Origin of the sequence: Nocardioides sp. NPDC051685, assembly GCF_044453405.1 — a bacterium.
GTDB lineage: Bacteria > Actinomycetota > Actinomycetes > Propionibacteriales > Nocardioidaceae > Nocardioides.
In genome coordinates, this window is record NZ_JBITCR010000001.1 from 758,118 (window position 1) to 779,138 (window position 21,021).

The 21,021-nt window shown below is 68.2% G+C and carries 19 protein-coding genes; 5 read left to right on the top strand and 14 right to left on the bottom strand.

Features of this window, described 5'->3' with window-relative positions; genetic code table 11:
* The first annotated feature begins 91 nt into the window (after positions 1-91).
* Positions 92-1,486 carry a PQQ-binding-like beta-propeller repeat protein gene (locus ACIA03_RS03675; RefSeq protein ID WP_396979344.1) on the top strand — a complete coding sequence of 465 codons (1,395 nt, stop codon included), beginning with the start codon at positions 92-94 and terminating at the stop codon, positions 1,484-1,486.
* A 9-nt stretch (positions 1,487-1,495) separates the two neighbouring features.
* Here ACIA03_RS03675 and ACIA03_RS03680 read toward each other — a convergent pair whose 3' ends face one another.
* Positions 1,496-1,900 carry a hypothetical protein gene (locus tag ACIA03_RS03680; RefSeq protein WP_396979346.1) on the bottom strand — a complete coding sequence of 135 codons (405 nt, stop codon included), beginning with the start codon at positions 1,898-1,900 and terminating at the stop codon, positions 1,496-1,498.
* Between the two features lie 215 nt (positions 1,901-2,115).
* Here ACIA03_RS03680 and ACIA03_RS03685 point away from each other — a divergent pair, with 215 nt between their 5' ends.
* Positions 2,116-2,646, top strand: a complete 531-nt coding sequence (locus ACIA03_RS03685) for a hypothetical protein (protein WP_396979348.1) — start codon at positions 2,116-2,118, stop codon at positions 2,644-2,646.
* Positions 2,647-2,649: 3 nt separating this feature from the next.
* Complete coding sequence (locus ACIA03_RS03690) at positions 2,650-4,029, top strand: hypothetical protein (RefSeq protein WP_396979350.1); 1,380 nt, start codon at positions 2,650-2,652, stop codon at positions 4,027-4,029.
* Positions 4,030-4,161: 132 nt separating this feature from the next.
* Here ACIA03_RS03690 and ACIA03_RS03695 read toward each other — a convergent pair whose 3' ends face one another.
* The 4 genes from ACIA03_RS03695 to ACIA03_RS03710 all read right to left on the bottom strand — a co-directional run bounded on the left by ACIA03_RS03695 (position 4,162) and on the right by ACIA03_RS03710 (position 8,119).
* Positions 4,162-5,172, bottom strand: coding sequence for a hypothetical protein (locus ACIA03_RS03695; protein WP_396979352.1), 1,011 nt, complete (start codon positions 5,170-5,172; stop codon positions 4,162-4,164).
* Between the two features lie 10 nt (positions 5,173-5,182).
* The gene (locus ACIA03_RS03700) at positions 5,183-5,680 is read right to left on the bottom strand and encodes a PGPGW domain-containing protein (protein WP_396979353.1); all 498 of its coding nucleotides are present in this window, start codon (positions 5,678-5,680) and stop codon (positions 5,183-5,185) included.
* Between the two features lie 56 nt (positions 5,681-5,736).
* Positions 5,737-6,111, bottom strand: coding sequence for a DUF805 domain-containing protein (locus ACIA03_RS03705; RefSeq protein WP_396979355.1), 375 nt, complete (start codon positions 6,109-6,111; stop codon positions 5,737-5,739).
* Between the two features lie 166 nt (positions 6,112-6,277).
* Positions 6,278-8,119 (bottom strand): phosphoenolpyruvate carboxykinase (GTP), encoded by a 1,842-nt coding sequence (locus ACIA03_RS03710; RefSeq protein ID WP_396979357.1) that lies wholly within the window; start codon positions 8,117-8,119, stop codon positions 6,278-6,280.
* A gap of 320 nt (positions 8,120-8,439) precedes the next feature.
* Here ACIA03_RS03710 and ACIA03_RS03715 point away from each other — a divergent pair, with 320 nt between their 5' ends.
* Together ACIA03_RS03715 and argJ are read left to right on the top strand one after the other, a co-directional pair.
* Positions 8,440-8,901 carry a hypothetical protein gene (locus ACIA03_RS03715; protein WP_396979359.1) on the top strand — a complete coding sequence of 154 codons (462 nt, stop codon included), beginning with the start codon at positions 8,440-8,442 and terminating at the stop codon, positions 8,899-8,901.
* A 36-nt stretch (positions 8,902-8,937) separates the two neighbouring features.
* The gene (gene argJ, locus ACIA03_RS03720; RefSeq protein ID WP_396979361.1) at positions 8,938-10,086 is read left to right on the top strand and encodes a bifunctional glutamate N-acetyltransferase/amino-acid acetyltransferase ArgJ; all 1,149 of its coding nucleotides are present in this window, start codon (positions 8,938-8,940) and stop codon (positions 10,084-10,086) included.
* Positions 10,087-10,118: 32 nt separating this feature from the next.
* On the opposite strand, the gene ACIA03_RS03725 is transcribed toward argJ, so the two are convergent.
* From ACIA03_RS03725 to ACIA03_RS03765, 9 genes are all read right to left on the bottom strand, one after another.
* Complete coding sequence (locus tag ACIA03_RS03725; protein ID WP_396979363.1) at positions 10,119-10,793, bottom strand: sirohydrochlorin chelatase; 675 nt, start codon at positions 10,791-10,793, stop codon at positions 10,119-10,121.
* A complete protein-coding gene (locus tag ACIA03_RS03730; RefSeq protein WP_396979365.1) occupies positions 10,790-11,944 on the bottom strand; it encodes a uroporphyrinogen-III synthase in 1,155 nt (384 codons plus the stop codon). Before ACIA03_RS03730 ends, ACIA03_RS03725 begins: the two co-directional genes overlap by 4 nt.
* 192 nt (positions 11,945-12,136) lie before the next feature.
* The gene (gene nirD, locus ACIA03_RS03735; protein WP_396979367.1) at positions 12,137-12,484 is read right to left on the bottom strand and encodes a nitrite reductase small subunit NirD; all 348 of its coding nucleotides are present in this window, start codon (positions 12,482-12,484) and stop codon (positions 12,137-12,139) included.
* Entirely contained in the window at positions 12,481-15,087 is a 2,607-nt protein-coding gene (gene nirB, locus ACIA03_RS03740) for a nitrite reductase large subunit NirB (protein WP_396979369.1), read from the bottom strand. The genes nirD and nirB overlap by 4 nt, the downstream gene beginning before the upstream one ends.
* Positions 15,084-16,565 carry an FAD-dependent oxidoreductase gene (locus tag ACIA03_RS03745; RefSeq protein ID WP_396979371.1) on the bottom strand — a complete coding sequence of 494 codons (1,482 nt, stop codon included), beginning with the start codon at positions 16,563-16,565 and terminating at the stop codon, positions 15,084-15,086. Before ACIA03_RS03745 ends, nirB begins: the two co-directional genes overlap by 4 nt.
* Positions 16,562-18,601 (bottom strand): molybdopterin oxidoreductase family protein, encoded by a 2,040-nt coding sequence (locus tag ACIA03_RS03750; RefSeq protein ID WP_396979373.1) that lies wholly within the window; start codon positions 18,599-18,601, stop codon positions 16,562-16,564. The genes ACIA03_RS03745 and ACIA03_RS03750 overlap by 4 nt, the downstream gene beginning before the upstream one ends.
* A 230-nt stretch (positions 18,602-18,831) precedes the next feature.
* Complete coding sequence (locus ACIA03_RS03755) at positions 18,832-19,569, bottom strand: ABC transporter permease (RefSeq protein WP_396979375.1); 738 nt, start codon at positions 19,567-19,569, stop codon at positions 18,832-18,834.
* Between the two features lie 79 nt (positions 19,570-19,648).
* Complete coding sequence (gene ccmA, locus ACIA03_RS03760) at positions 19,649-20,362, bottom strand: heme ABC exporter ATP-binding protein CcmA (protein WP_396979377.1); 714 nt, start codon at positions 20,360-20,362, stop codon at positions 19,649-19,651.
* A gap of 44 nt (positions 20,363-20,406) precedes the next feature.
* Positions 20,407-21,003 carry a TetR family transcriptional regulator gene (locus ACIA03_RS03765; RefSeq protein WP_396979379.1) on the bottom strand — a complete coding sequence of 199 codons (597 nt, stop codon included), beginning with the start codon at positions 21,001-21,003 and terminating at the stop codon, positions 20,407-20,409.
* Positions 21,004-21,021 lie beyond the last annotated feature (18 nt).

Sequence of the window (21,021 nt, forward strand, 5' to 3'; positions counted from 1 at the left end):
GCACCGCCGACAGGAATCCTCAGGGCTCAGCGACAGGCGACGAGCGTGTCCAGCCTCCGGAAGACAGCCACCATCGGCGATATTGGTCGCCATGAAGATTCGTCTCGGGATCATCGCCATCGCGTTGACGCTCTCGGCATGCGGCCTCTCGACTACGCCGTCATCCGCTCCCAGCAAGAGTCCGAGCACCGCCCAGTCGTCGGTTCCTCCCACTCTTGAGCCGGGCGAATCTCCGTACTATCAGCCACTCTGGACGCTGAACGATCTCGGTTTCAAGATCGATGTGAGCACACAGTTCGAGATCGTCGGCGACACCGCGCTCATCCGTACCGGCCTGCTCCCGGAAGCAGCTGAGGAACACGCGCCCGAGAGGATGGATCCAGACGAGTACGCCGACAGCGAGTGGCTGGCAGCGGTCGACATACCAAGCCGCAAAGTGATTTGGGAGATGCCCGTCGACAGGTTCTTCGCGGTGCGTGAACTCACCAAGTACCAGGCCATCGTCGATACGTCGGATCCCGCGCTGTACGCCGCTGACGGCAAAGTGGTGGTCGGCTTTCGCGGCAGTAGCAACGCAACATCGGCCAGGCTCACTGGGGTCGCCAGCATCGACCCATCCACGCTGACGGTCAGGTGGGCGAAGCCCTACAAGCAAGTTGTAGACCGCGAAGACATCACGGTCGAGCGACAGTTCGTCGGCGCGCACGACCGTCTGATCATCCAGACCATCGAGGAGTACACGGGCAACACCATGGACGGCGAGCCCAAGCGCACCCACTTCCGCACAACGCAGGCGTTCGACGCATCCACCGGTGAGGTCGCTTGGGAGCGAAAGAACCTCTTCGCCATCTCCGTCTCGAACGGAGTCGTTCTGGCCCGTACGCTGCCCGACGATGCCACGGCCGAGGATGGGTCGCCGTTCGCTGCCGTCGACGCGACCACGGGCAAGACGATGTGGCAGACCAAGTGGCGTACGAATCTCTTCGGCATCTCCAAGGACTGGGTGATGTTCGACCGCGACGACATCGATCCGAAGAAGATCGACCCGAACAAGGGCGTCTACGCGCTCGAGACGGGAGCCAAGAAGGTCGGCTTCAACAAACGCGAACACCCAGCCCTTCCCGCAGGCGGGCGGATCAACACCGACCGCATCTTCCCTGCCGGAGATGGTGTCGTGTGGGACGTCAACGGCCGTGGCCAGGACAAGATCGGTTGGTTGGCCGACGGTGCGGACGCACCAGTTCGGCAGAACTACGATGCGGCAACTCACCTCTTGTCGCCAGTCGTCGCCAACGACCACGTCCTGGCCTACGACTTCTTCGACCCTTGGACCTTCCTCGACGACACGTCGAACCCGGTCGGGGAGCCACTGCCTTTCGAGACCCGCGACAACGAAGTTGGCCTCGCGGGCAGCTATCTCTTCACGACTCCGAAGGACACCGACACATTCGACGCGACGATCACGCTCTACCGCCTGATCCAGTAGCCCTCGAGTTCAGCCCTCGAACTTGAACGACGGCATCACCTGGTTGACCAGCTCATCGATCTGCTTCGGGCTGGCCAGGTCGTTGAGGAACGTCCACGTAACGGTGACCGCCGAGCCATCGATGACCGCACCGTAGGTGTCAATGGTGTTCGTGTCGTTTCCTTCTCGGACGTGGAAGAATTTCACACCACCAAACTCGGCATCGGCCAAACGCTTCGCCCCAGGCTGCTGCAACGTGTCGGCGGCGAGGGCTTCGGTGTCTTCGGAGAGCGTGATGTCCGCATCCAAGAGCGCGAAACCAGGCGAATAGCCGAGATCGTCCTTGGGCGCACTGATGGTGATCCTCGACGACTGCGCCTTCTCGACCTCCCAACCAGCAGGAGCCGCTAGTTGGGCGCCATTAATCTCCGCCACCTGGGACCCCGCAGGCGACTCCGAGCTCGTCGCGGACTCCTCGACCGCTGGCGATGAAGTAGTTCCACCCGGTTCGCCGCTGGAACTTCCACAGGCCCCAACAGCAATAGCGAGGACAACTGATCCAAGGATTGCGAAGGAGCGGCGGGCGGCGGTGCCTGTCCGAGATGCAGTCATGCCGGACAGAGTAGTGGGTCGCCAGTGCCGGATTGGCGGTGACGGCGACGAAGCAGGTGTTTACACTCTGGGTACCGCAAAGAACATCACTCGGGGAGGCCGACATGGCAGGTCCACAATCGACCGGAGTCGACGAGACGCTGGTCAACAGGATCAAGCAAGTCCTAATGGACTCCAAAGACGAGATCTACAAGGTTCACGTCGACAAGCCGACCTCTGGACATCTCGGTGATAGCGCGAGTGCTCGAGGGCTTGAGACGCTGATGAACGTCGCCACAGAGCGGATCAACTCGACCCTTTCGGAGACCAACCAAGCGTTGGTCATGTTCGTGGACGGCCTCGATGAGGCCGCGCGGGCGATCAAGGACGCCGATGACCAGGCAGCGGCTGATCTGCGTAAGCAGATGTACGAAGCCGAGAACCTGATCAAGAAGCCGTTCTTCGAGAACTTGGCGAAAGACAAACGCCTCAACCTCCCAGACGTGCAGTTGCCCTTCTTCCCGCTGTCGACTGAGGCACTCGAGGAGATCGCCTCTCGCTCTGAGTACGGCCAGGACCAGGAGGGCTGACAGATGGCTGGCGTCAAAGGAACGATGATGATCGTGCTCAAGGAGTACATCGCGCGGGCTAACCCGGACGAGGTCGACGCACGTATCAAGCAGTGGGCCGATGCTCGCGACGCTCTTCGAGAGGTCGCAAGAAATCTCAACGACGCGGCGGACAGTTTGCCCCGAGCGTTCGAGGAAACGTCAGAAACGACCGCCGCCGCGACCAACGCGTTCCGAGACTCTGCTAAAAGGCTCCGCGAGAAGGTCAAGCAGCTGGATGCGGCTGTCATGGCGCTGGGCGAGGCTCAGACCACCACGCGGAACGCGCAGAGAATTCACGATCAACTGGAGGCGTCCCTACCGGCCACGCACGGCCCGGCGCCTGACCCGTCGGACTCGAAGTACGCCCAATCCGGCACTGGGGTCGACGCGGCACAAGCGACTCAGAACCAGAAGGCTCTCCAAGCAGACCGTGCCGCCCACGCAGCCCGCGAGCAGGCGATCGCCGAGGCCGAGGCAGCAGCAGCTCAGCAGATCAAGCAGATCGACGAGAGCAACTACAACGCTGAACCTCCCGTACGTGCGATCACCGACGAGCCGAACACCGAAAGCAACAGCACACCCGCGAGCGCCTCATCCCCTGGCTCCTACAGCGCGATCGCGGCATCCCAAGCCCGAATGGCGAAGTACAACTCCGGCACGCTCTACCCCGAAGGCTGGGGCCACGAGCTGATCGCCCAGGAGAAGGCGAACATCGAGGCGGCGAAGGCTGAGAACACGCCTGAGTGGAACGGCACCCAGTGGGTCAACGCCGACGGGTCGCCGGCGCCCTCGACGTCGTACGCGATGGTCGAGACGGCTGACGGGCTCGCCCCGCTTGGGGGCGGGACGAGTGGCATGGCCGCGCTCGCGATCGGTGGCGGAGGGGCTCTGCTCGGTGCTGGTGTGGCCAAGGCGCTTGCCAACAAGTTCGCGGCCGGAGCGTCTGCCAAGGCAGCGACGGCCAGCGCGACGTCGAGGTCGGCAGCCGCCAGGGCCGGTGCCGCCGGTGCCCGCGCGGGTGGCGGAGCTGGCGCCGGAGCTCGCGGAGCTGGTGCCGGGGCCGGCGCACGCGGCGCTGGTGCCGGAGCAGGTGCTCGCGGCGCTGGTGGGCGCGGCGCCCGAGGCGGTGCGACGGGAGCGGGTAGCCGTGGCGGACGCGGCGGAGCTGGCGGTGCCGGCGGCCGCGGCGGGAAGAAGGACGACAAGAGGAACGGCCAGAACCAGGACTGGCAGGCCGACTACTCCGACGACTGGACCGAGACGGCGAGCGACGTCCTGGATCCCAACGCGGCCCGCGGCTGGACCCCTAACCCGCCGCAGAGTGATGGCTCCGGCGCTGACAAGAACGGCCGCAAGGCCTAGTCGGACGAACACCCGCAGCTGAATCGCCGGCCTTGTCCACACGCCGCAAGATCGTGGATGAGGCCGGCGGTCTATGTTGTCCAGAGGACTACGGGGACGAACGAATTTTCGTTCGCCCTGTAATGAGAGGTCTCACCGAAGACGCCAGGTCTCGACGTCCAGCTCCTTGTCGACGATGGCACCGCCAGCGCTCGGAGCAAGCCTGCCCTTGATCCGGATCTGGTGATGCAAGTTCGGTTTGGCGCTGAAGACGAGGATGTCGCCCCAGCCGTAGTCGATCGTCCTCACCGCCGTGTCGCCGTCCAGCGTGACCACGAGACGGCGCACGCCAGCCTCGCTCTGGCTGACTCCCGCGACGCTCAGATCGAGATCCAACAGGACGTACGGGTTGGCTTCATCGGCCCAGCCGAGTCCACGTACGTAGGGCAGCTCCAAAGCAGGACTCGCACCACACGTGAAGCCGACCTCGGCCAGGTCTGGTTGACCCTCAGCGGGGCAGCGGACGCGCTCACCACGTTGCCACGAATCCTTGGTCGGCTGCCCGGCGAGTGCCTCAAGCGGGTCAGCTCTCCCTGGCTCGACGTCGCCGGTCACGAGATCGACAACCTGCGTCTCGCCGTCGTAGTCGACCTCCAAAGTCGGGGACGAGCCCGCTGGCACGCCGACGACCGCGCGGGACCGCTTGTCCGTCGGCTCGTCACTCGGCAACCGGATGCGGTGGCCGTCAGCGACGACCGTCAGGCGCACCAGGCCCATCCCGCCGCTGGTCACCTGCTCGGTGAGATCGGTCTGGTACGTCGCCATGAGCGCCTCACCGACATCTCCCGGATAGACGGAGAGGTCGTCCATCTCCCACTCGATGCCGATCAGTTCGGCTCCGTCGGCAGCCTCGATGTCGTCGAAGGTGTATTCCGAACCGTCATCAAGATAGGACGTCTGATCCTGGAGCCGGAGCATCAGGGCGCCGCTGGGCACGTACACCGAGAGCGGACGATCGGCAGTCGGGTCGTATCCCTCGACAAGTGTCTGACCGACGGCGAGGGTCTTACCGTCGAACGCCTTTTGAGGAGGGTTCCCGCAGCCAGCGGTCACGGCGAGCACAGCAGCGATCACGCAACCGGCGAACATGCTCCGAGAGTTCATGGAGCAAACGTTAGGCGACCTTGTTCATCTCACCCGTGTGCTCGATGTCCTCGTCGAGCTGGTGACGGGCGTCGGGGTGCCCGTGGAAGCGGCGGTAGGAGTAGCCCAGGATGGCGAGGGCGATGATGCACGACCCCAACAGCGTGACACCGGTCCAGTCGCCGCCGAGGAGCCAGAAGGACGCCTCGAGGGGCCACCAGTGCGGCGCGGGCGGGTTGATCAGGAAGACGACGCCGACGGCGCCGATGGAGAGTGACCCCAGGGTCGAGGCCACGATGCGCGGCCACGTCTCGACACCCTCGGCCACGCCTCGCAGCGCCCGGAGCCGCACCGGCTCGACATAGCGACGAGCCCAGGCGTACTGCCGCGACAGCACCGCCAGACCCGCGAAGAGCATCAGCAGGCCGGGGCCGGGCAACACCATCGCGGCGATGCCGAGGACCACGAGCAGCCAGCCAACGGTCTCGTAGGCGAGCCGCTTCGCTGCGGCTCCTGCGAGGGACTTCATGCGAATAGCCTGCCATTCAGGGACAACCCCGAGACCGGCGAGTGGGTTGCGATCGGTCATGCGGCCAGGTCGTACTTTACGCCCTCGGGGCTCGGGAAGGTCAGCCACAGCACCGCGAGCACGATGTCGCCGACCACAGGTACGACCAGGATCAGCTGCCACCAGCCGGAGCGGTTGATGTCGTGCAGCCGCCGCGCGCCGAGCGCGATGGTCGGCACGAACGCGACCAGCGTGTAGAGACCGATCACGAGGCTCACCACGTCGTTGCGCGCCAGCACGACGACGATGAGCATCAGAAGGTTCACGAGCATCGGCCAGAGCAGCTCGGTGCGGCTGGCGCGACCCGAGAATGTCGCGTACTTCTTCCAGAACCGCGCGTACGCCTCGGTGATCGAAGCAGCTCGCAGCGGCTGGCTAAGGGGGATCGTCACGGGCAGGAACCTTAGGTGGCGGAGATCGGCTACGTAAATGTCTGGCCGGGCATCTGTTCCAAATACGAACAAAGTTCATCTGCCCGTCGGAAACAGAAGCAGACGGAAACATCGAAGGGCGGCGTACGGAACGAATTCCGTACGCCGCCCCCGACTGTGGTCTCGATCAGGCCTGAGCGGCCTCGTCGATGGCAGCAGCGACGCGCTTGTGCGCCTCCCAGATCTCCTCGGGCAGCTTGAACTGCTTGAGGTGCTCCTCGCGGAAGCCCATCTCCTGCTTCCAGCGGGCCAGGTCGAGGGAGAGGACTCGGTCCAGGTCCTTCTGCGGCAGCTCGAGGCCGCGCAGGTCCAGTTCGTCCTCGGTCGGGATGACGCCGACGGGGCTCTGCTGGCCCTTGACCTCACCCTTCTTGAACTGCAGCAGCCACAGCAGCGCGCGCACGTTCTCGCGGTAGCCGGGCCACAGGAAGTGACCGTCCTCGGCGTCACGCTGGAACCAGTTGACGTGGGCGAAGACCGGCTTGTCGGTGGCCTCGCCGATGATCTTCAGCCAGTGGCGGGCGTAGTCGCCCTCCTCGTAGGCGAGGAACGGACGCATCGACATCGGGTCGTAGCGCAGCACGCCCTCGAGGCCGTCGGCCGCAGCGGTCGCCTCGGCGCCCAGGGTGAGGCCGTCGTAGACGCCCTCGGCCACGTCGGTGATCGCGCGGATCAGCGGCTCGCGGTCACGGGTGCGGCCACCGAAGATGATCGCGTCGATCGGCACGCCGGCCGCGTCGTCGAAGTCGGGCGCCGCGTTGGGCACCTGCGAGATCGGCGTGGTGAAGCGGGAGTTGGGGTGCGCCCACGGCTCCCGGAGCTCGGAGTCGAGCCGATCGGCGAGGCGCTCGCCCTTCCAGTCGATCCAGCCGTCGAGGTCGTCCGGGTGGTGCTTGGTGAGCCCCTCCCACCAGACCTCATGGGTCTTCTCGTTGTAGGCGACGTTGGTGAAGATCGCGCCCGAGCCCGGCAGGATCGCCTGGATGGCGCCCGGGTTGGTCTTCTCGTTGGTGTCCTTGGCGACACCGAAGACGCCGTTCTCCGGGTTGAAGGCACGCAGCTTGCCGTCCTCGCCGACCCAGATCCAGGCGATGTCGTCGCCGTAGAAGGTGACCTCGTAACGCTCTCCGAGGGCGTCGGGCGAGAGCGTCATCGAGAGGTTGGTCTTGCCAGAGGCCGACGGGAAACCACCGACGACGTGGAACTCCTCACCGGTCTCCTTGTCCTTGATGCCCAGCAGCAGGAACTGCTCGGCCAGGAACTTGCCGGAGGCGCGGCCGTCGTAGCAGGCCTGGCGCAGGCCGTGGGCGATCTTGCCCAGCAGCGCGTTGCCGCCGTAGGAGGAGCCGAAGTGGAGGATCGTACGCTGGTCAGCGACCGTCGCGAACAGGCGCTGGTCCTTGTCGGTCCCCTGCCCGAGGTTGGGCAGGTCGCCGGTCACGTGCACGGCACGGACGAAGGAGTTCGGGTCCGCGAGGTTGTTGATGTAGTCGATGCCGACGCGCGCCATCCGGATCATCTGCTGCACGACCGGGCGGCTGTCGGTGAGCTCGACACCGGCGGCGTAGGCCTCGAGCGGGCTGCCCGCGGGAGCCATCAGGTAGGGAATGACGTACATCGTCTTGCCCACCGAGGCGCCGGTCATCCGCTCGGTGAGCGTCTTGACGGTCTCGTCGGCGGGCTTCCAGTTGTTGTAGACGCCCTTGTCCTCCGGGTTGGAGGTGGCGACCACGGTGCGCTCCTCGGAGCGCGCGGTGTCCTTGCTGTAGGAACGGCTGTAGTAGCGGCCGCCCGTGACCGGGAGGAGCTCGCCTGCTGCGAGGGACTCCTGGAGGAGCCGCTCGTCGTCGGCTGCGCTGACAACCTCGATCTGCTCGGCTCCGGTCACCCCTGCCCAGTAGGAGACGTACTCCCGCACATGAGGATTCGTCAGCCCCGCCTCATCGAGGACCTTGTCCACGTCAACCATTCCGACACCCTTCAAAGTTTCGCCGATTGCAGGCACGTTACCCCAGTTGAAGACGGCTCCAACCGGGGTACCGTGCACCAGAGTGGGTCATCGATCACGGGCCTGGACAATTGATCGATCCAACTGCGGGCCATGTTCCGATAGCCGGTCCTGACCCCCATGTTTAGGTGAGAAACGCCTCATTTCGGTGAGCGGTCCGTAATGTGGATGTGACGCCGATGTCGCACTGTGGCACGAATTACATCTAAGGTTTCGCGGGTGATCCCCCAACACACATCCGTTGAATTGTTTCAGTCTCCGCGCGGTCCAGAGGTCGGCTGATGGACCTCATTCTCGGGACTTTCGCCGCCTCCTTCACCGGAGGCCTCTTCCCCATCATCAACTTCGAGACCTACCTCGCGGTGGCCGCCTCGAACCTGACCTTCTCGGCCCTCGTGCTCGCCCTGGTGGCGGGAATCGGCCAGACCAGCTCGAAGGTCGTCTGGTACTACGCCGGCCACGGCACCACCTCTCTCCCCTTCCTCCGCAAGAAGATGGCGTGCGAGAAGTGGCGGCAGCGGATGGAGAAATGGGAGCGACGCGCGCAGGGACGGCCCGCCTACGCAGGCGGGCTGCTCGCGATCGCCGCGCTCAGCGGGCTTCCGCCGCTGGCGATCCTCGCGGTGGTCTACGGCTCGCTCAAGGCCAACCTGATGCTCTTCGTCGGGATCACGTTCGTCGGCCGCGTACTCCGTTCGTGGGTGATCCTGGAGGCGGCGGCGTTCGCCTGGTTGCGGACATAGGACCTAGGTGGCATCCGCTGGTTCTAGGCTGTGCGCATGCCTCAACCAGCCGGATTCGTCGGAGTCACCGCCAACCTCGGTCTCAAGGAGGGCGCTGACGACTTCGCCGTCGTCGCCGCCCCCTCGGGCCCGGTCACCAGCGCTGCGGTCTTCACCCGATCCCGCTTCGCCGGCGCCTCGGTGCTGCTCTCCCGAACCTCGGACCTCTCCGCGTTCCGCGGGATGGTGACGATCTCGAAGAACGCCAACGTCGCGACCGGTCCGACGGGTGACGCCAACGCCCTGGAGGTACGCCGCCTGGCGGCCGAGCTCGTCGGCGTCCGCCCGGAGGAGCTGCTGGTCGCGTCCACGGGCGTGATCGGTGTGCAGTACCCGATGGACGTGCTCACGCCGGCTCTCGAGAAGCTCGCCGGGACGGCCGGCGAGGCCGACTTCGACGCCGCCGCGGCAGCGATCATGACGACCGACACGGTCGCCAAGATCGAGACCCGCACCGTGGGCGACGCGACGATCACCGGGATCGCCAAGGGCGTCGGGATGCTCGAGCCCGACATGGCCACGATGCTGACCTACTTCTTCACCGACGCCGCGGTGCCCGCCCCCGATCTCGACGCAGCCTTCCGCCGGGTCGTCGACCGCACCTACAACGCGGTCTCGATCGACACCGACACCTCGACCTCCGACACCGCGGCGATCTTCGCCTCGGGGGCGGCGGGCGCTGTCGACCTGGGCGAGTTCGAGGCGGCGCTCTATGACGCCGCGCTCGCGCTGGTGAAGAAGATCGCCTCCGACGGCGAGGGGGCCTCCAAGCTGATCACGGTCGTGGTCAGCGGCGCCCGCGACGACGCCCAGGCCAAGCGCGTCGGCAAGGCCATCGTGAACTCGCCCCTGGTCAAGACCGCCGTCCACGGAGCCGACCCCAACTGGGGCCGGGTCGCGATGGCCATCGGCAAGCTCCGCGAGGAGACCGACATCTCCCCCGAGCACGTCCGCATCGCCTTCGGCGGCACCGAGACCTACCCCGTCCAGGTCTCGGCAAATCTATTGGCAGATTTGTCGACTTATCTGTCTGGTGACGAGGTCTCGATCGAGGTCGATCTCGGGATCGCGTCGGGTGAGTTCACGGTCTACGGCTGCGACCTCACCGACGGCTACATCCGCATCAACGCCGACTACACGACCTGAGCGGCTGGCCGCTGGTCGAGCTCGAACGGCGGTCAACCGGCCTGCGCGGACCGCTCCTCGGCGAGAAGCGCCGAGGCACGGCGTACGACCAGCTCGACGACGTCGGGATGCGGGCCGATGACGTCGGCGACGACCTCGGCGCCGGCGGCCTCGGAGCGGGTTCGGACCAGGTCCGAGAAGAAGCCGGGGGCGAGCAGGTAGGGCGAGACGGCGTCGCCGGGGCGTACGACCTCGTCGATGGGCGGGGCGCCGGAGCCGGAGACGGTGGCGACCCTGACCGGACCGCCCCAGGCCTTCTCGAGCATCAGGCCGGCCTCCGCGATGTCGGCGCGGGCGGAGGGGTCGTTGGAGCCGGCGGCGACCAGGACGACGGGCTGGCCGGGGACCGCCCCGGCAGCGACCAGCCGGGAGACCTGCGCGGAGGAGAGCAGCGGGTCCGGGCCGAGCGCGCGGCCCATGGTCACGGGCAGCCCCTCGGCGGCCTGCGGCAGGTCGACCTTGATGTGGTAGCCGGTCGAGAGCAGCAGCGGGACCACGACAGACGGCTGGCCGTCGGCCAGGACATCGGTCAGCAGCGGCTCGCAGAGCTCCACGTACGCAGCCTTCGACTCCATCGCGAGCGCGCGGCCGGCGCGCTTGGCGATGATCGAGGCGACCGCGTTGCCGAGCAGCTGGCGGGTGCCGTGGGCGGCGACGACGAGCCTCATGAGCCCACCGCCAGCCGGTAGCCGCGCTTCACGACCGTCTGGATGGTCTTGGTGCCCAGCGCCGAGCGGAGCCTGGCGACGGCCATCTCGACCGCGTGCTCGGAGCCGGCGGTGCCGGAGGGGAGCGTGGCGAGCAGGACCTGCCGGGAGACGACGTTGCCCGGGTTGGCGACGAGAGCGCCCAGGACAGCGGCGGGGGCCGGGGAGAGCTTCACCTCGGCGCCGTCGAGGATCACCGCGTCGTCGTGGAGCAGCAGCTGGTGGCCGCCGACGAGCTCGATCATCAGCCCGGAGCGCCGCAGCGGCAGCTCGGCCTCGAGCATCTTGACCATGGCCGCGGTGCGGGAGCGGTCGGGGATCATGGTCGGTACGCCCCACATCTCGAAGGCGGCGGCGGTCACCGGACCGACACAGGCCGCGATCACGTCGGCCTGGAACGCCGCCACGACCTCGTCGCGCAGGCCGACCGAGCCGGCCGCCTGCATGAACGCGGCGACGGCAGGCGCGGAGGTGAACGTCACCGCGTCCAGCTCACCGTCGGCCAACGTCTCGACCAGCCGGAACATCGGCTCCGGGTCCGCAGCCGACTCGACCCGGTAGACGACCACGTTGATGACCTCGGCGCCCTGCCGGGTCAGCGCGTGGGCGACCATCGACAGTGACTGCCCGTGCTCCTGCACCACGATCCGCTTGCCGGTCAGGTCACGGCCGCGCAGGTGCTCCAGGACGTCGTCGAACTCCTCCGACTCCGGTGCCCACAGCTCACGCAGCCCACGGCGCCGGAGCGCCCCGACCGACTTCGGTCCGCGCGCCAGGATCTCGGCTCTGCCGAGCGTCTCCAGGAGCCGGTCGAGGAGCCCCCATTCCTCGGCGGCGTCGAACCACGCGCGGGTCCCGATACCGGTCGTCGCCAGGAACATGTCGATCTTCTGGCCGATGATCTGCTCGGTCACCGCGCGCAGCGCGCCGGCGTCGACCCGGTTGGGGTCGACGGAGAGCGCGGGCGCCCAGACCACCTGGGAGCCTCGCCTCTCGAGCATGTTGATCTGCTCCTCGGCCTTCCGCGCCGCGGTCACCCCGACGCGGAAGCCGCTCAGCGCGCCACTGTCCACATCAGAATCGTAGATCTCCTGAGCATTGTGCACCGCCATGCTTCCACCTTGCGGCGGCAGCGTTTCGCCGTGCGCGGCCTGCTCGATCGTCGGCGCTAACTTTCGCTCACGGCCTCACGGCGTCGCTTCAGGCGAGTAGCGCCCGGCGTCCCTGACGTCTTGGCGCGCGACACGCCGTGAGCGTCTACCCAACGTCAGGGACGCCGGGCGCCGGGCGCACAGGGACAGCACTCAACCACGCAGCGCCCCGATGCGGACCTCCCCGTCGACCACGTCGACCTCGTAGGTCGGCACCCTCACGGCGGGGTCGTCGAGGCACTCGCCGGTCTCGAGCGAGAACGGCTGCTTGAGCAGCGGCGAGGCCACGAACGGCACCTCGCCGCGCGTCCCGACGATCCCGCGGGCAAGCACCGAGGCGTGCCCGTAGGGGTCGAAGTTGGACAGCGCGAAGACGCGGTCGTCGAGGGTCCGGAAGACGGCCACCGCCTCGCCCCTGACCAGCGCGGCGATGCCGGTCTCGGGGTCGATGTCGTCGAGGCGACAGACGGAGATGTACGTCTGGGTCTGCGTCTGGGTCATCGCGACTCCTCCAGGGTGGGTGCGCCGACAGGGATGGTGGCACCGAGCGAGACCGGGCCGTCCGCGACGTCCGGCACGATCTGGCCACGGGTGGACCCGAAGGAGATGTTCGGGTCCGGGATCTCGGGGGCGTTGACGAAGGAGACGAACCGCTTGAGCTTCTCCGGGTCCTCGATCGTCGCCTTCCACTCGTCGAAGTAGCCGTCGACGTGCGTGGCCATCGCGGCCTCGAGCTCCGTGCCCAGTCCGAGGACGTCGTCGACCACGACCTCGCGGACCCGGTCCAGGCCGCCGTCGAGGGAATCGATCCAGGTCGAGGTGCGCTGGAGGCGGTCGGCGGTGCGTACGTAGTACATGAGGAAGCGGTCGAGGTAGCGGACCAGCTCCTCGGTGCTCAGGTCGCCGGCGAGCAGCTGGGCGTGGGCCGGGATGGCGCCACCGTTGCCCCCGACGTACAGGTTCCAGCCCTTCTCGGTGGCGATGACACCGAAGTCCTTGCCGCGGGCCTCCGCGCACTCGCGGGCACACCCGGAGACGCCGCCCTTGAGCTTGTGCGGCGAGCGGAGGCCGCGGTAGCGGGTCTCCAGCATGATCGCGAGGCCGACGGAGTCCTGGACGCCGTAGCGGCACCAGGTCGAGCCGACGCAGGACTTCACGGTCCGCAGCGACTTCCCGTAGGCGTGGCCGGACTCGAAGCCGGCGTCGACCAGACGCTTCCAGATCGCGGGCAGGTCCTCCATCCGGGCACCGAACATGTCGATGCGCTGGCCGCCGGTGATCTTGGTGTAGAGGCCGAACTCCTTGGCCACCTCACCGATCACGATCAGGCCCTCCGGGGTGATCTCACCGCCGGGGATGCGCGGGACGACGGAGTAGGAGCCGTTCTTCTGGAGGTTGGCCAGGTAGGCGTCGTTGGTGTCCTGGAGCTTGCGGTTCTCCTTGGCCAGCACGTGCCCGTTGAGCTGGCTGGCCAGGATGCTCGCCACGGCGGGCTTGCACAGGTCGCAGCCGCGGCCGGTGCCGTGAGCCTCGACGATCTGGTCGAACGTCTTGTAGCCGTGGATCAGCACCACGTCGAAGAGCTCGGCGCGGGTCATCGCGAAGTGCTCGCACAGGCTCGTGTCGACGGTCTTGCCCTGGGCGGTGAAGTAGTCCTCGACGATCTTCTTGACCTGCACCTTGCAGGAGCCGCAGGTGCTTCCGGCCTTGGTGGTCTTGGTGACGTCCGCCGCGCTCTCGCAGCCGTTGTCGACGGCCGCCTCGATGTCACCGCGGGTGACGTTGTTGCACGAGCAGACCTGCGCCTCCAACGGGAGCTGAATTCCTCCCCCACCGCCCGTGGACTGGGGGAGGATCAGCTCCTCCGGGTTCTCCGGAAGCGCGATGCCGGAGGCGACCATGGGACGGAGCAGGCCGTACGCCGAGGCGTCACCGACCAGCACGCCGCCGAGCAGGCGGGTGCCGTCCTCGCTGATCACCAGCTTCTTGTAGACCCCGGCCACAGCATCGGAGTAGGTGAGCTCGAGGCAGTCCGCGGTGGTGCCGTGCGCGTCGCCGAAGCTCGCGACGTCGACACCGAGCAACTTGAGCTTTGTCGACATATCGGCACCGGCGAAGGTGCCGGCGCCGCCCAGGAGGGCGTCGGCGACGACCTCGGCCATGTCATAGCCGGGGGCCACCAGGCCGTACATCTTCCCGCCGGGCGCGGCGCACTCGCCGACCGCCCACACGTGCGGGTCGGAGGACCGGCACTGCTCGTCGACGAGCACGCCGCCACGCTCGGCCAGGTCCAGGCCGGCCGCTCGGGCGAGCGCGTCCCGCGGCCGGATGCCGGCCGAGAAGACGACCATGTCGACCGCCAGCGGCTCCTCGACGTCCTTGAACTTCAGGCCGCTGACCTTGCCGTCGAGCACCCCGCTCTCGTCCTCGTCCACGACCGAGATCTCGGCGTCCGGGGAGATCGACTCCGTCATGACCCCGGTGTGGACCGTGAGGCCGAGGTCGGTGATGTGCCGACCGAGCATGCGGCCGCCGGCCTCGTCGATCTGCACGGACATCAGCCGCGGGTTCATCTCGACCACGTGGGTTTCGACGCCGAGCTGGTGCAGCGCGTTGGCGGCCTCGAGCCCGAGCAGGCCACCACCGATCACGGCCCCGGCCTTCGCGGTCTTCGCGGCCTCGCGGATCGCCTCGAGGTCCTCGATCGTGCGGTAGACGAACACGTTCCCGAGCTCCGAACCCGGCACCGGCGGCACGAACGGCGCCGCTCCGGTGGCGAGCACCAGCTCGTCGTACGCCATCTCCTCGCCGTCGGCGAGCATCACCGTCTGGGCTGCCGTGTCGATCTCGACGACGCTCGTGCCGGTGCGCAGCGTGACCCGCGGGTCCTCGTAGGCACCGGACGGCAGGAAGGAGAGGGCCTCGGCACCGACCTCGAAGAAGCTGGTGAGGGCGACCCGGTCGTACGCCGGGCGGGGCTCCTCACCGAAGACCACGATGTCGTGGGTCTCGGTGAGACCGCGCTCGATCGCGGCGGTCACGAACCGGTGACCGACCATGCCGTGGCCGACGACGACGACCTTCTTGCGGAGGTGAGGGCTCATGACGTAGTTCCTTCCACACTGAGCTGCCCGTTGCTGGGCTGGCTAGCACTGATCTGACTGGCGTTGAGCTGGCTGCCGCTGGGCCGCGTGGCCAGAAGCTGACGTACGGTCGGCGCGCAGCCGCCGCATCCGGTGGTGGCGCGGGTCGTGTCGCGTACGTCCTCGAGGGACCGGCACGCCCGGATCCGGCCGGCGCTGACCCCGGCGCAGGCGCACACCTCCGCGTCGTCGGGGAGCTGCGGGATCGCGGAGCCCGACGAGGACGGCTCGGGCAGCAGCAGCTGTCCGGCCTCGTGCTCGCCGAGGACCGTCTGCCGGTCGAAGGCCTGGGTGATCAGGCCGACCCGGCTCAGGTCGCCGACGAGGGCACCGGCGACGATGCGCCCGTCGCGGACGACCAGCTTGCGGTGGGTGCCCTTGATCGGGTTGGCGATCTCGACGATCTCGCCCGTCTCGTTCTGGGGCTCGCCGAGGACGCAGACGTCCAGGTCGGTGGCACGGAGACGGGCGACGACACGGTGCCCCTCATAGGCCGCCTGGTTCCCGGCGAGGACGTCGGCGAGGACCCCGGCCTGCTCCCAGGCCGGCGAGACGAAGCCGGTCACGGTGGCGTTGTGCTCGGCACAGTCACCGATCGCGTAGACGTCGGGGTCGTCGACGCTGCGCAGCTGGTCGTCGACGACGATGCCGCGGTTGACGGTGAGCTCGGCGCGGCGGGCGAGGTTGGCGCGCGGGCGGCCGCCGGCGGTGAGCACCACCAGGTCGGTCTCGAGGGTGTAGCCGTTGTCGAGCTGGAGACCCTCGTCGGTCAGCCGGATCGCGCGGGCGCCCAGGTAGACCTGGGTGCCGAGCTTGGCCATCGACCGCTTCAGCACCTTGCCGGCCGAGGCGTCGACCTGGCTGCTGAGCAGGTGGTCGCGGCCCTCGACGATCTCGGTCTCGATGCCGCGTACGGCCAGGGCACGGGAGACCTGGAGCCCGAGCAGGCCACCGCCGACGATCACCGCGCTGCGCGGGTGGTCGTGGAGCGTGTCGAGCAGCCGGGCGCAGTCGTCGAGACTGCGGAACGCCTGCACCCGCGGGTCCATCGAGCCGTCCATCCGCACAACGCCGCGGATCGGCGGCAGGCTCGGGATGGCCCCGGTCGCCAGCACCACGGCGTCGTAGGGAATCCGCGTCCGGTCGGCGAGCTCGACCGTCTTGGTGTCTCGGTGGATGTCGACGACGAGGCTGTCCAGGCGGAGGTCGACTCCCCGGTCGGCGTACCACTGCTTCTCGCGCAGGGCCAGCGCGCCGGGACGGTGGGTGCCCTCGAGCACGGCGGAGAGCAGGATCCGGTTGTACGGCACGTGCTGCTCCTCCGCGAGCACGGTCGTCTGCGGGCCGAGGCCGCGCGCGACCAGTCCCTCGACGAGCCGCGCCGCGGCCATGCCGCCACCGATGATGACGATCCGCTTCTCGTTCAGGCGCTCGCTCATGCGCTCACCGCCGCGGCGCAGACCTTGAACTCCGGCATCCGGCTGGAGGGGTCGAGCGCGTCGTTGGTCAGCTTGTTGGCGCCGACCCAGTGGAACGGCACGAAGACCGTGTCCGGGCGGATCGTGGTCACGACCCGCGCCGGCGCCTTCATCTCGCCGCGCGGGGTGCGTACGACCACCGGGTCGCCGTCGTGGGCGCCGACCCGGTCGGCCAGCAGCGGGTGGAGCTCGACGAAGGCGCCGTCGTCGGGAAGGTCCTTGATCCGCCGGGTCTGGGCACCGGACTGGTACTGCGCCAGCACCCGGCCGGTGGTGAGATGGAGCGGGAAGTCGGCGCTCGGGGCCTCAGCCGGGCCGCGGTGGGCGACGTCGATGAAACGGGCCCGGCCGTCGGCGTGGAAGAAGGAGTCGGCGAAGAGGCGCGGGGTGCCTTCGGTGTCCTCGGGGCAGGGCCAGAAGACGCCGTCCTCGTCGCGGATGCGGTCGTAGGTGATCCCGCTGTAGTCGGCCTTGCCACCCTTCGAGGCCGCCCGGAGCTCTTCGAAGATCTCCTCGGGGTCGGTCGACCAGGTCGAAGCGGCACCGAGGCGGGTCGCGAGGCCGGTGATGATGTCGAGGTCGTTCTTCACCCCGTCGGGCGCGCTGATCGCCTGGTTGCGCAGGATGACCCGGCCCTCGAGGTTGGTCATGGTGCCGGTCTCCTCGGCCCACTGCGTCACCGGCAGGACCACGTCGGCGAGCGCGGCGGTCTCGCTCATCACCATGTCGGCGACGACGAGCAGGTCGAGCGCTGCCAGGCGCTCGGTGACGTGGGTGGCGTTCGGGGCGGAGACCACGATGTTGGAACCGAAGACGAGCAGGCTCTTGGGGCCCTCGGGGGTGCCGAGCGCGTCCAGCAGCTCGTAGGCGGAGCGGCCCTTGCCGGGGATCGTCTCGGGGTCGACGCCCCAGACGGCTGCGACGTGCGCGCGGGCCGCGGGATCGTCGATCATCCGGTAGCCCGGAAGCTGGTCGGCCTTCTGGCCGTGCTCACGGCCACCCTGGCCGTTGCCCTGGCCGGTGAGGCAGCCGTAGCCGGCGTACGCCTTGCCGGGCATGCCGAGGGCGAGCGCGACGTTGAGCCAGGCCAGGACGGTCGCGGTGCCCTGGGCGTGCTGCTCGGCCCCGCGCGCGGTCAGGACCGTCACCTTCTCCGCGTTCGCGAGCAAGGTGGCGAGCTCGCGCACCTCGCGCGCCTCGACGCCGGTGACCCGCTCGACCATCTCCGGCCACCAGGCGGCCACGGAGCGGCGTACGTCCTCGAAGCCTGTGGTCCGCTCGGCTATGTAGTCCTCGTCGACCGCGCCGGCCGCGTCGAGCAGGTGCAGGACGCCGAGCGCGAGAGGCAGATCGGTGCCGGGGACCGGCTGGAGGAAGAGGTCGGCACGCTCGCCGGTCGGGGTCAGCCGCGGGTCGATGACGACGACCTTGCCACCGTTCTCGCGCAGCCGGTCGAGGTGACGGGCCGCCGGCGGCATCGTCTCGGCCAGGTTGGACCCGACCAGCACACACACGTCGGTCTTCTCGATGTCGGCCAGCGGGAACGGCAGACCCCGGTCGACGCCGAAGGCCTGGTTGCCCGCCGAGGCCGCGGAGCTCATGCACCAGCGGCCGTTGTAGTCGATCTGGGAGGTGCCGAGGGCGACCCGGGCGAACTTGCCGAGCTGGTAGGCCTTCTCGTTGGTCAGTCCGCCACCACCGAAGACGGCGTTCGCGTCGGCGCCGTTGGTCTTTCGCAGGTCGGAGAGCTTCGAGGCGACCAGGTCGAGCGCCTCGTCCCACGTCGCCGCGCTCCACTCCCCCGTCGCCCGGTCCCGCACCATGGGGGTCGTCAGCCGCTCCCTGCTCCCGCGCAGGCCGGCCGCCGTCCACCCCTTGCGGCAGAGGGCTCCCTCGTTCACCGGGAACGATCGCTCACTGACCTCCAGCCGGGGCCCTTTGCGTGAAAGGGTCATCCCGCACTGCAAGCTGCAGTAAGGACAGTGGGTGTCGGTCACGCGTACTCACACCGTTTCGGGTCGGGGACTGGCGACCTCTACTCTCCGGTGTCAAGGTTTCGCCCCGATCCGCTTCCCGTACCCCTTCCGTCAACTTCCGCTCACCACCTCACAACCCGATCCCGCCGAGTCGGTAGTTCTGGCAGCCGAGTCTGTAGTTGTGGGCGACGAAACTGGAGTCTCGTCGCCCACAACTACAGACTCGGTCCCCACACGTGCGGACTCGGCAGTCAGGGAGTACGCCGCCGTAGCGTCGCCGAGCCGAGGGCGAGGCCGGCGACCACGAACCCGCCGACGACGGCGAGGTCGGACCAGACGTCGCTGGTGCCGGTGGAGGTGACGAGGTGGGTCATCGCGTCGACCGCGTAGGAGAGCGGGAGGACGTCGGAGATGGTGCCCAGCACACTGGGCAGGGAGTCCCGCGGCACCAGGAGCCCGCAGAGCAGGATCTGCGGGACGACGATCGCCGGCATGAACTGCACGGCCTGGAACTCGGTGGTGGCGAAGGCCGAGACGAGCAGCCCGAGCGCGGTGCCGAGGACGGCGTCGACGATCGCGACGACGACGAGCAGAGCGACCGAGCCGGTGATCTCCAGCCCGAGCAGACCCACGCTGACCCCGACGGCCACACCGGACTGGACGGCGGCGAGGAGCCCGAAGGCCAGCGCATAGCCCAGCAGGAAGTCGCCCTTCCCCAGCGGCATCGCGAGCAGCCGCTCGAGCGTCCCCGAGGAGCGTTCGCGCAGCGTGGTCACCGAGGTGACCAGGAACATCACGATGAACGGGAAGATCGCCAGCAGGGCCGGACCGATGCGGTCGAAGATGGGCGCCGGAGACTCCTCGTACATCCACCACAGCAGCGACATCAGCAGCGTCGGCAGGACCACCAGCATCACCAGGGTGCGGTGATCGCGCCGGATCTGGGCGAGCACCCGCCCGGCGACCGCAAGGGTACGTCGCAGACTCACGCCGCCACCTCCGTAGCGCAAGCGCCAGAGTACGGACGCGGCGGCGTGTTGATTGTCTGGTTCGCTCGCTGGCGCTCGCTCATCGTCCTCCCTCCCTCACCAGGGTCAGGAACGCGTGCTCGATGTCGTCCGCGTTCGCCTTCTGCTTGATCTCGGCCGGACTGCCGTCGGCGAGGATCGCGCCCTCACGCATCAGCAGCAGCCGGTCGCACCGGTCGGCCTCGTCCATCACGTGGCTGGACACGATCACGGCCGCGCCGTCCTCCGCCAGCGTTCGGAACGTGCCCCACAGCTGCTCGCGCAGCACCGGGTCGAGCCCGACCGTCGGCTCGTCGAGCACCAGCAGCGACGGCGAGCCGAGCAGCGCCGCCGCCAGCGAGACCCGCGACTGCTGACCACCGGAGAGATCGCGTACGACCTGGTCGGCGTAGGCCACCAGGTCGACCGTCTCGATCGCGGCCGCCACCGAGGAAGACGGGACGCCGAGCACCTTGGCGAAGAAGCGGAGGTTCTCGGTGATCGTCAGATCGTTGTAGACGCTGCTCTCCTGAGTGACATAGCCGATCCGCGAGCGCAACGACGCAGACCCGGCCGGCTCACCATGGACGGTCACCGTCCCGGTCACCTTCGCCTGGACGCCCACCAGCGCGCGCATCAGCGTCGTCTTGCCGCACCCGGACGGCCCGAGCAGCCCGGTCACCTCGCCTGCCCGGATGGAGAAGTCGAGGTCGTGGAGGACCTCGCGCTTCCCGCGTACGACCCGGAGGCCGGACAACTCCACCACGTTATTCATCACATGATGAAATGTGACACGAGGACGCCGCGTGCGCAAGAGGACTACGGCAAAGGCCCGGTCAGATAACCCTGGACCACCGGCGCGTACGTCGCCACCAGCGTGTCCACCGGGGCCGACGCGAGCGGCTCGATCCGGGCGATGTAGCGCAGCGCGACGAGCCCGACCAGCTGCGAGGCCACCAACGTGATCCGCCGCTCGGGTTCATCGAGCTCGAGTGCCTCGCCGACCGGCGCCAGGATCAGCCGGCCGAAGGCATCCGGCACCAGAGCCTTCCCCTCCGGCTCGAAAGCGCTGCGCATCAACGCCATCAACGGGAGCCGGGACTCCTCGTCGTCCCAGATGCTCAGGAGCATACGTATGAGCCGCTCCCCTACCCCGTCGCGGCCCCCGGCGGCGATCAGGGGAACGACGTCTCGCGGATCGACCCGCAGCTCCAGCGAGGCGACGAAGAGGTCCTCCTTGGTGCCGAAGTAGTGGTGCACCAGAGCGGAGTCGACCCCGGCGGCAGACGCGATCCCGCGGACGGACGTCGCGGCGTACCCCTGCTGCGCGAAGCGCTGCCGAGCCGCCGCGAGGATCGCCGCGCGGGTGTCCGGCGAACCGGGTCTGCGCCCCCGCCGCGGTGCCTTCGTGCTCATGCGGTTCACTCGCTGACG

Coding starts and splice junctions, on each gene's coding strand:
- ACIA03_RS03690 (WP_396979350.1), top strand. CDS start 2,650: ATGGCTGGCGTCAAAGGAACGATGATGATCGTGCTCAAGGAGTACATC.
- ccmA (WP_396979377.1), bottom strand. CDS start 20,362: ATGAATAACGTGGTGGAGTTGTCCGGCCTCCGGGTCGTACGCGGGAAG.
- ACIA03_RS03710 (WP_396979357.1), bottom strand. CDS start 8,119: ATGGTTGACGTGGACAAGGTCCTCGATGAGGCGGGGCTGACGAATCCT.
- ACIA03_RS03730 (WP_396979365.1), bottom strand. CDS start 11,944: ATGGCGGTGCACAATGCTCAGGAGATCTACGATTCTGATGTGGACAGT.
- ACIA03_RS03725 (WP_396979363.1), bottom strand. CDS start 10,793: ATGAGGCTCGTCGTCGCCGCCCACGGCACCCGCCAGCTGCTCGGCAAC.
- ACIA03_RS03745 (WP_396979371.1), bottom strand. CDS start 16,565: ATGAGCGAGCGCCTGAACGAGAAGCGGATCGTCATCATCGGTGGCGGC.
- argJ (WP_396979361.1), top strand. CDS start 8,938: ATGCCTCAACCAGCCGGATTCGTCGGAGTCACCGCCAACCTCGGTCTC.
- nirD (WP_396979367.1), bottom strand. CDS start 12,484: ATGACCCAGACGCAGACCCAGACGTACATCTCCGTCTGTCGCCTCGAC.
- ACIA03_RS03700 (WP_396979353.1), bottom strand. CDS start 5,680: ATGAAGTCCCTCGCAGGAGCCGCAGCGAAGCGGCTCGCCTACGAGACC.
- ACIA03_RS03695 (WP_396979352.1), bottom strand. CDS start 5,172: ATGAACTCTCGGAGCATGTTCGCCGGTTGCGTGATCGCTGCTGTGCTC.
- ACIA03_RS03765 (WP_396979379.1), bottom strand. CDS start 21,003: ATGAGCACGAAGGCACCGCGGCGGGGGCGCAGACCCGGTTCGCCGGAC.
- nirB (WP_396979369.1), bottom strand. CDS start 15,087: ATGAGCCCTCACCTCCGCAAGAAGGTCGTCGTCGTCGGCCACGGCATG.
- ACIA03_RS03715 (WP_396979359.1), top strand. CDS start 8,440: ATGGACCTCATTCTCGGGACTTTCGCCGCCTCCTTCACCGGAGGCCTC.
- ACIA03_RS03675 (WP_396979344.1), top strand. CDS start 92: ATGAAGATTCGTCTCGGGATCATCGCCATCGCGTTGACGCTCTCGGCA.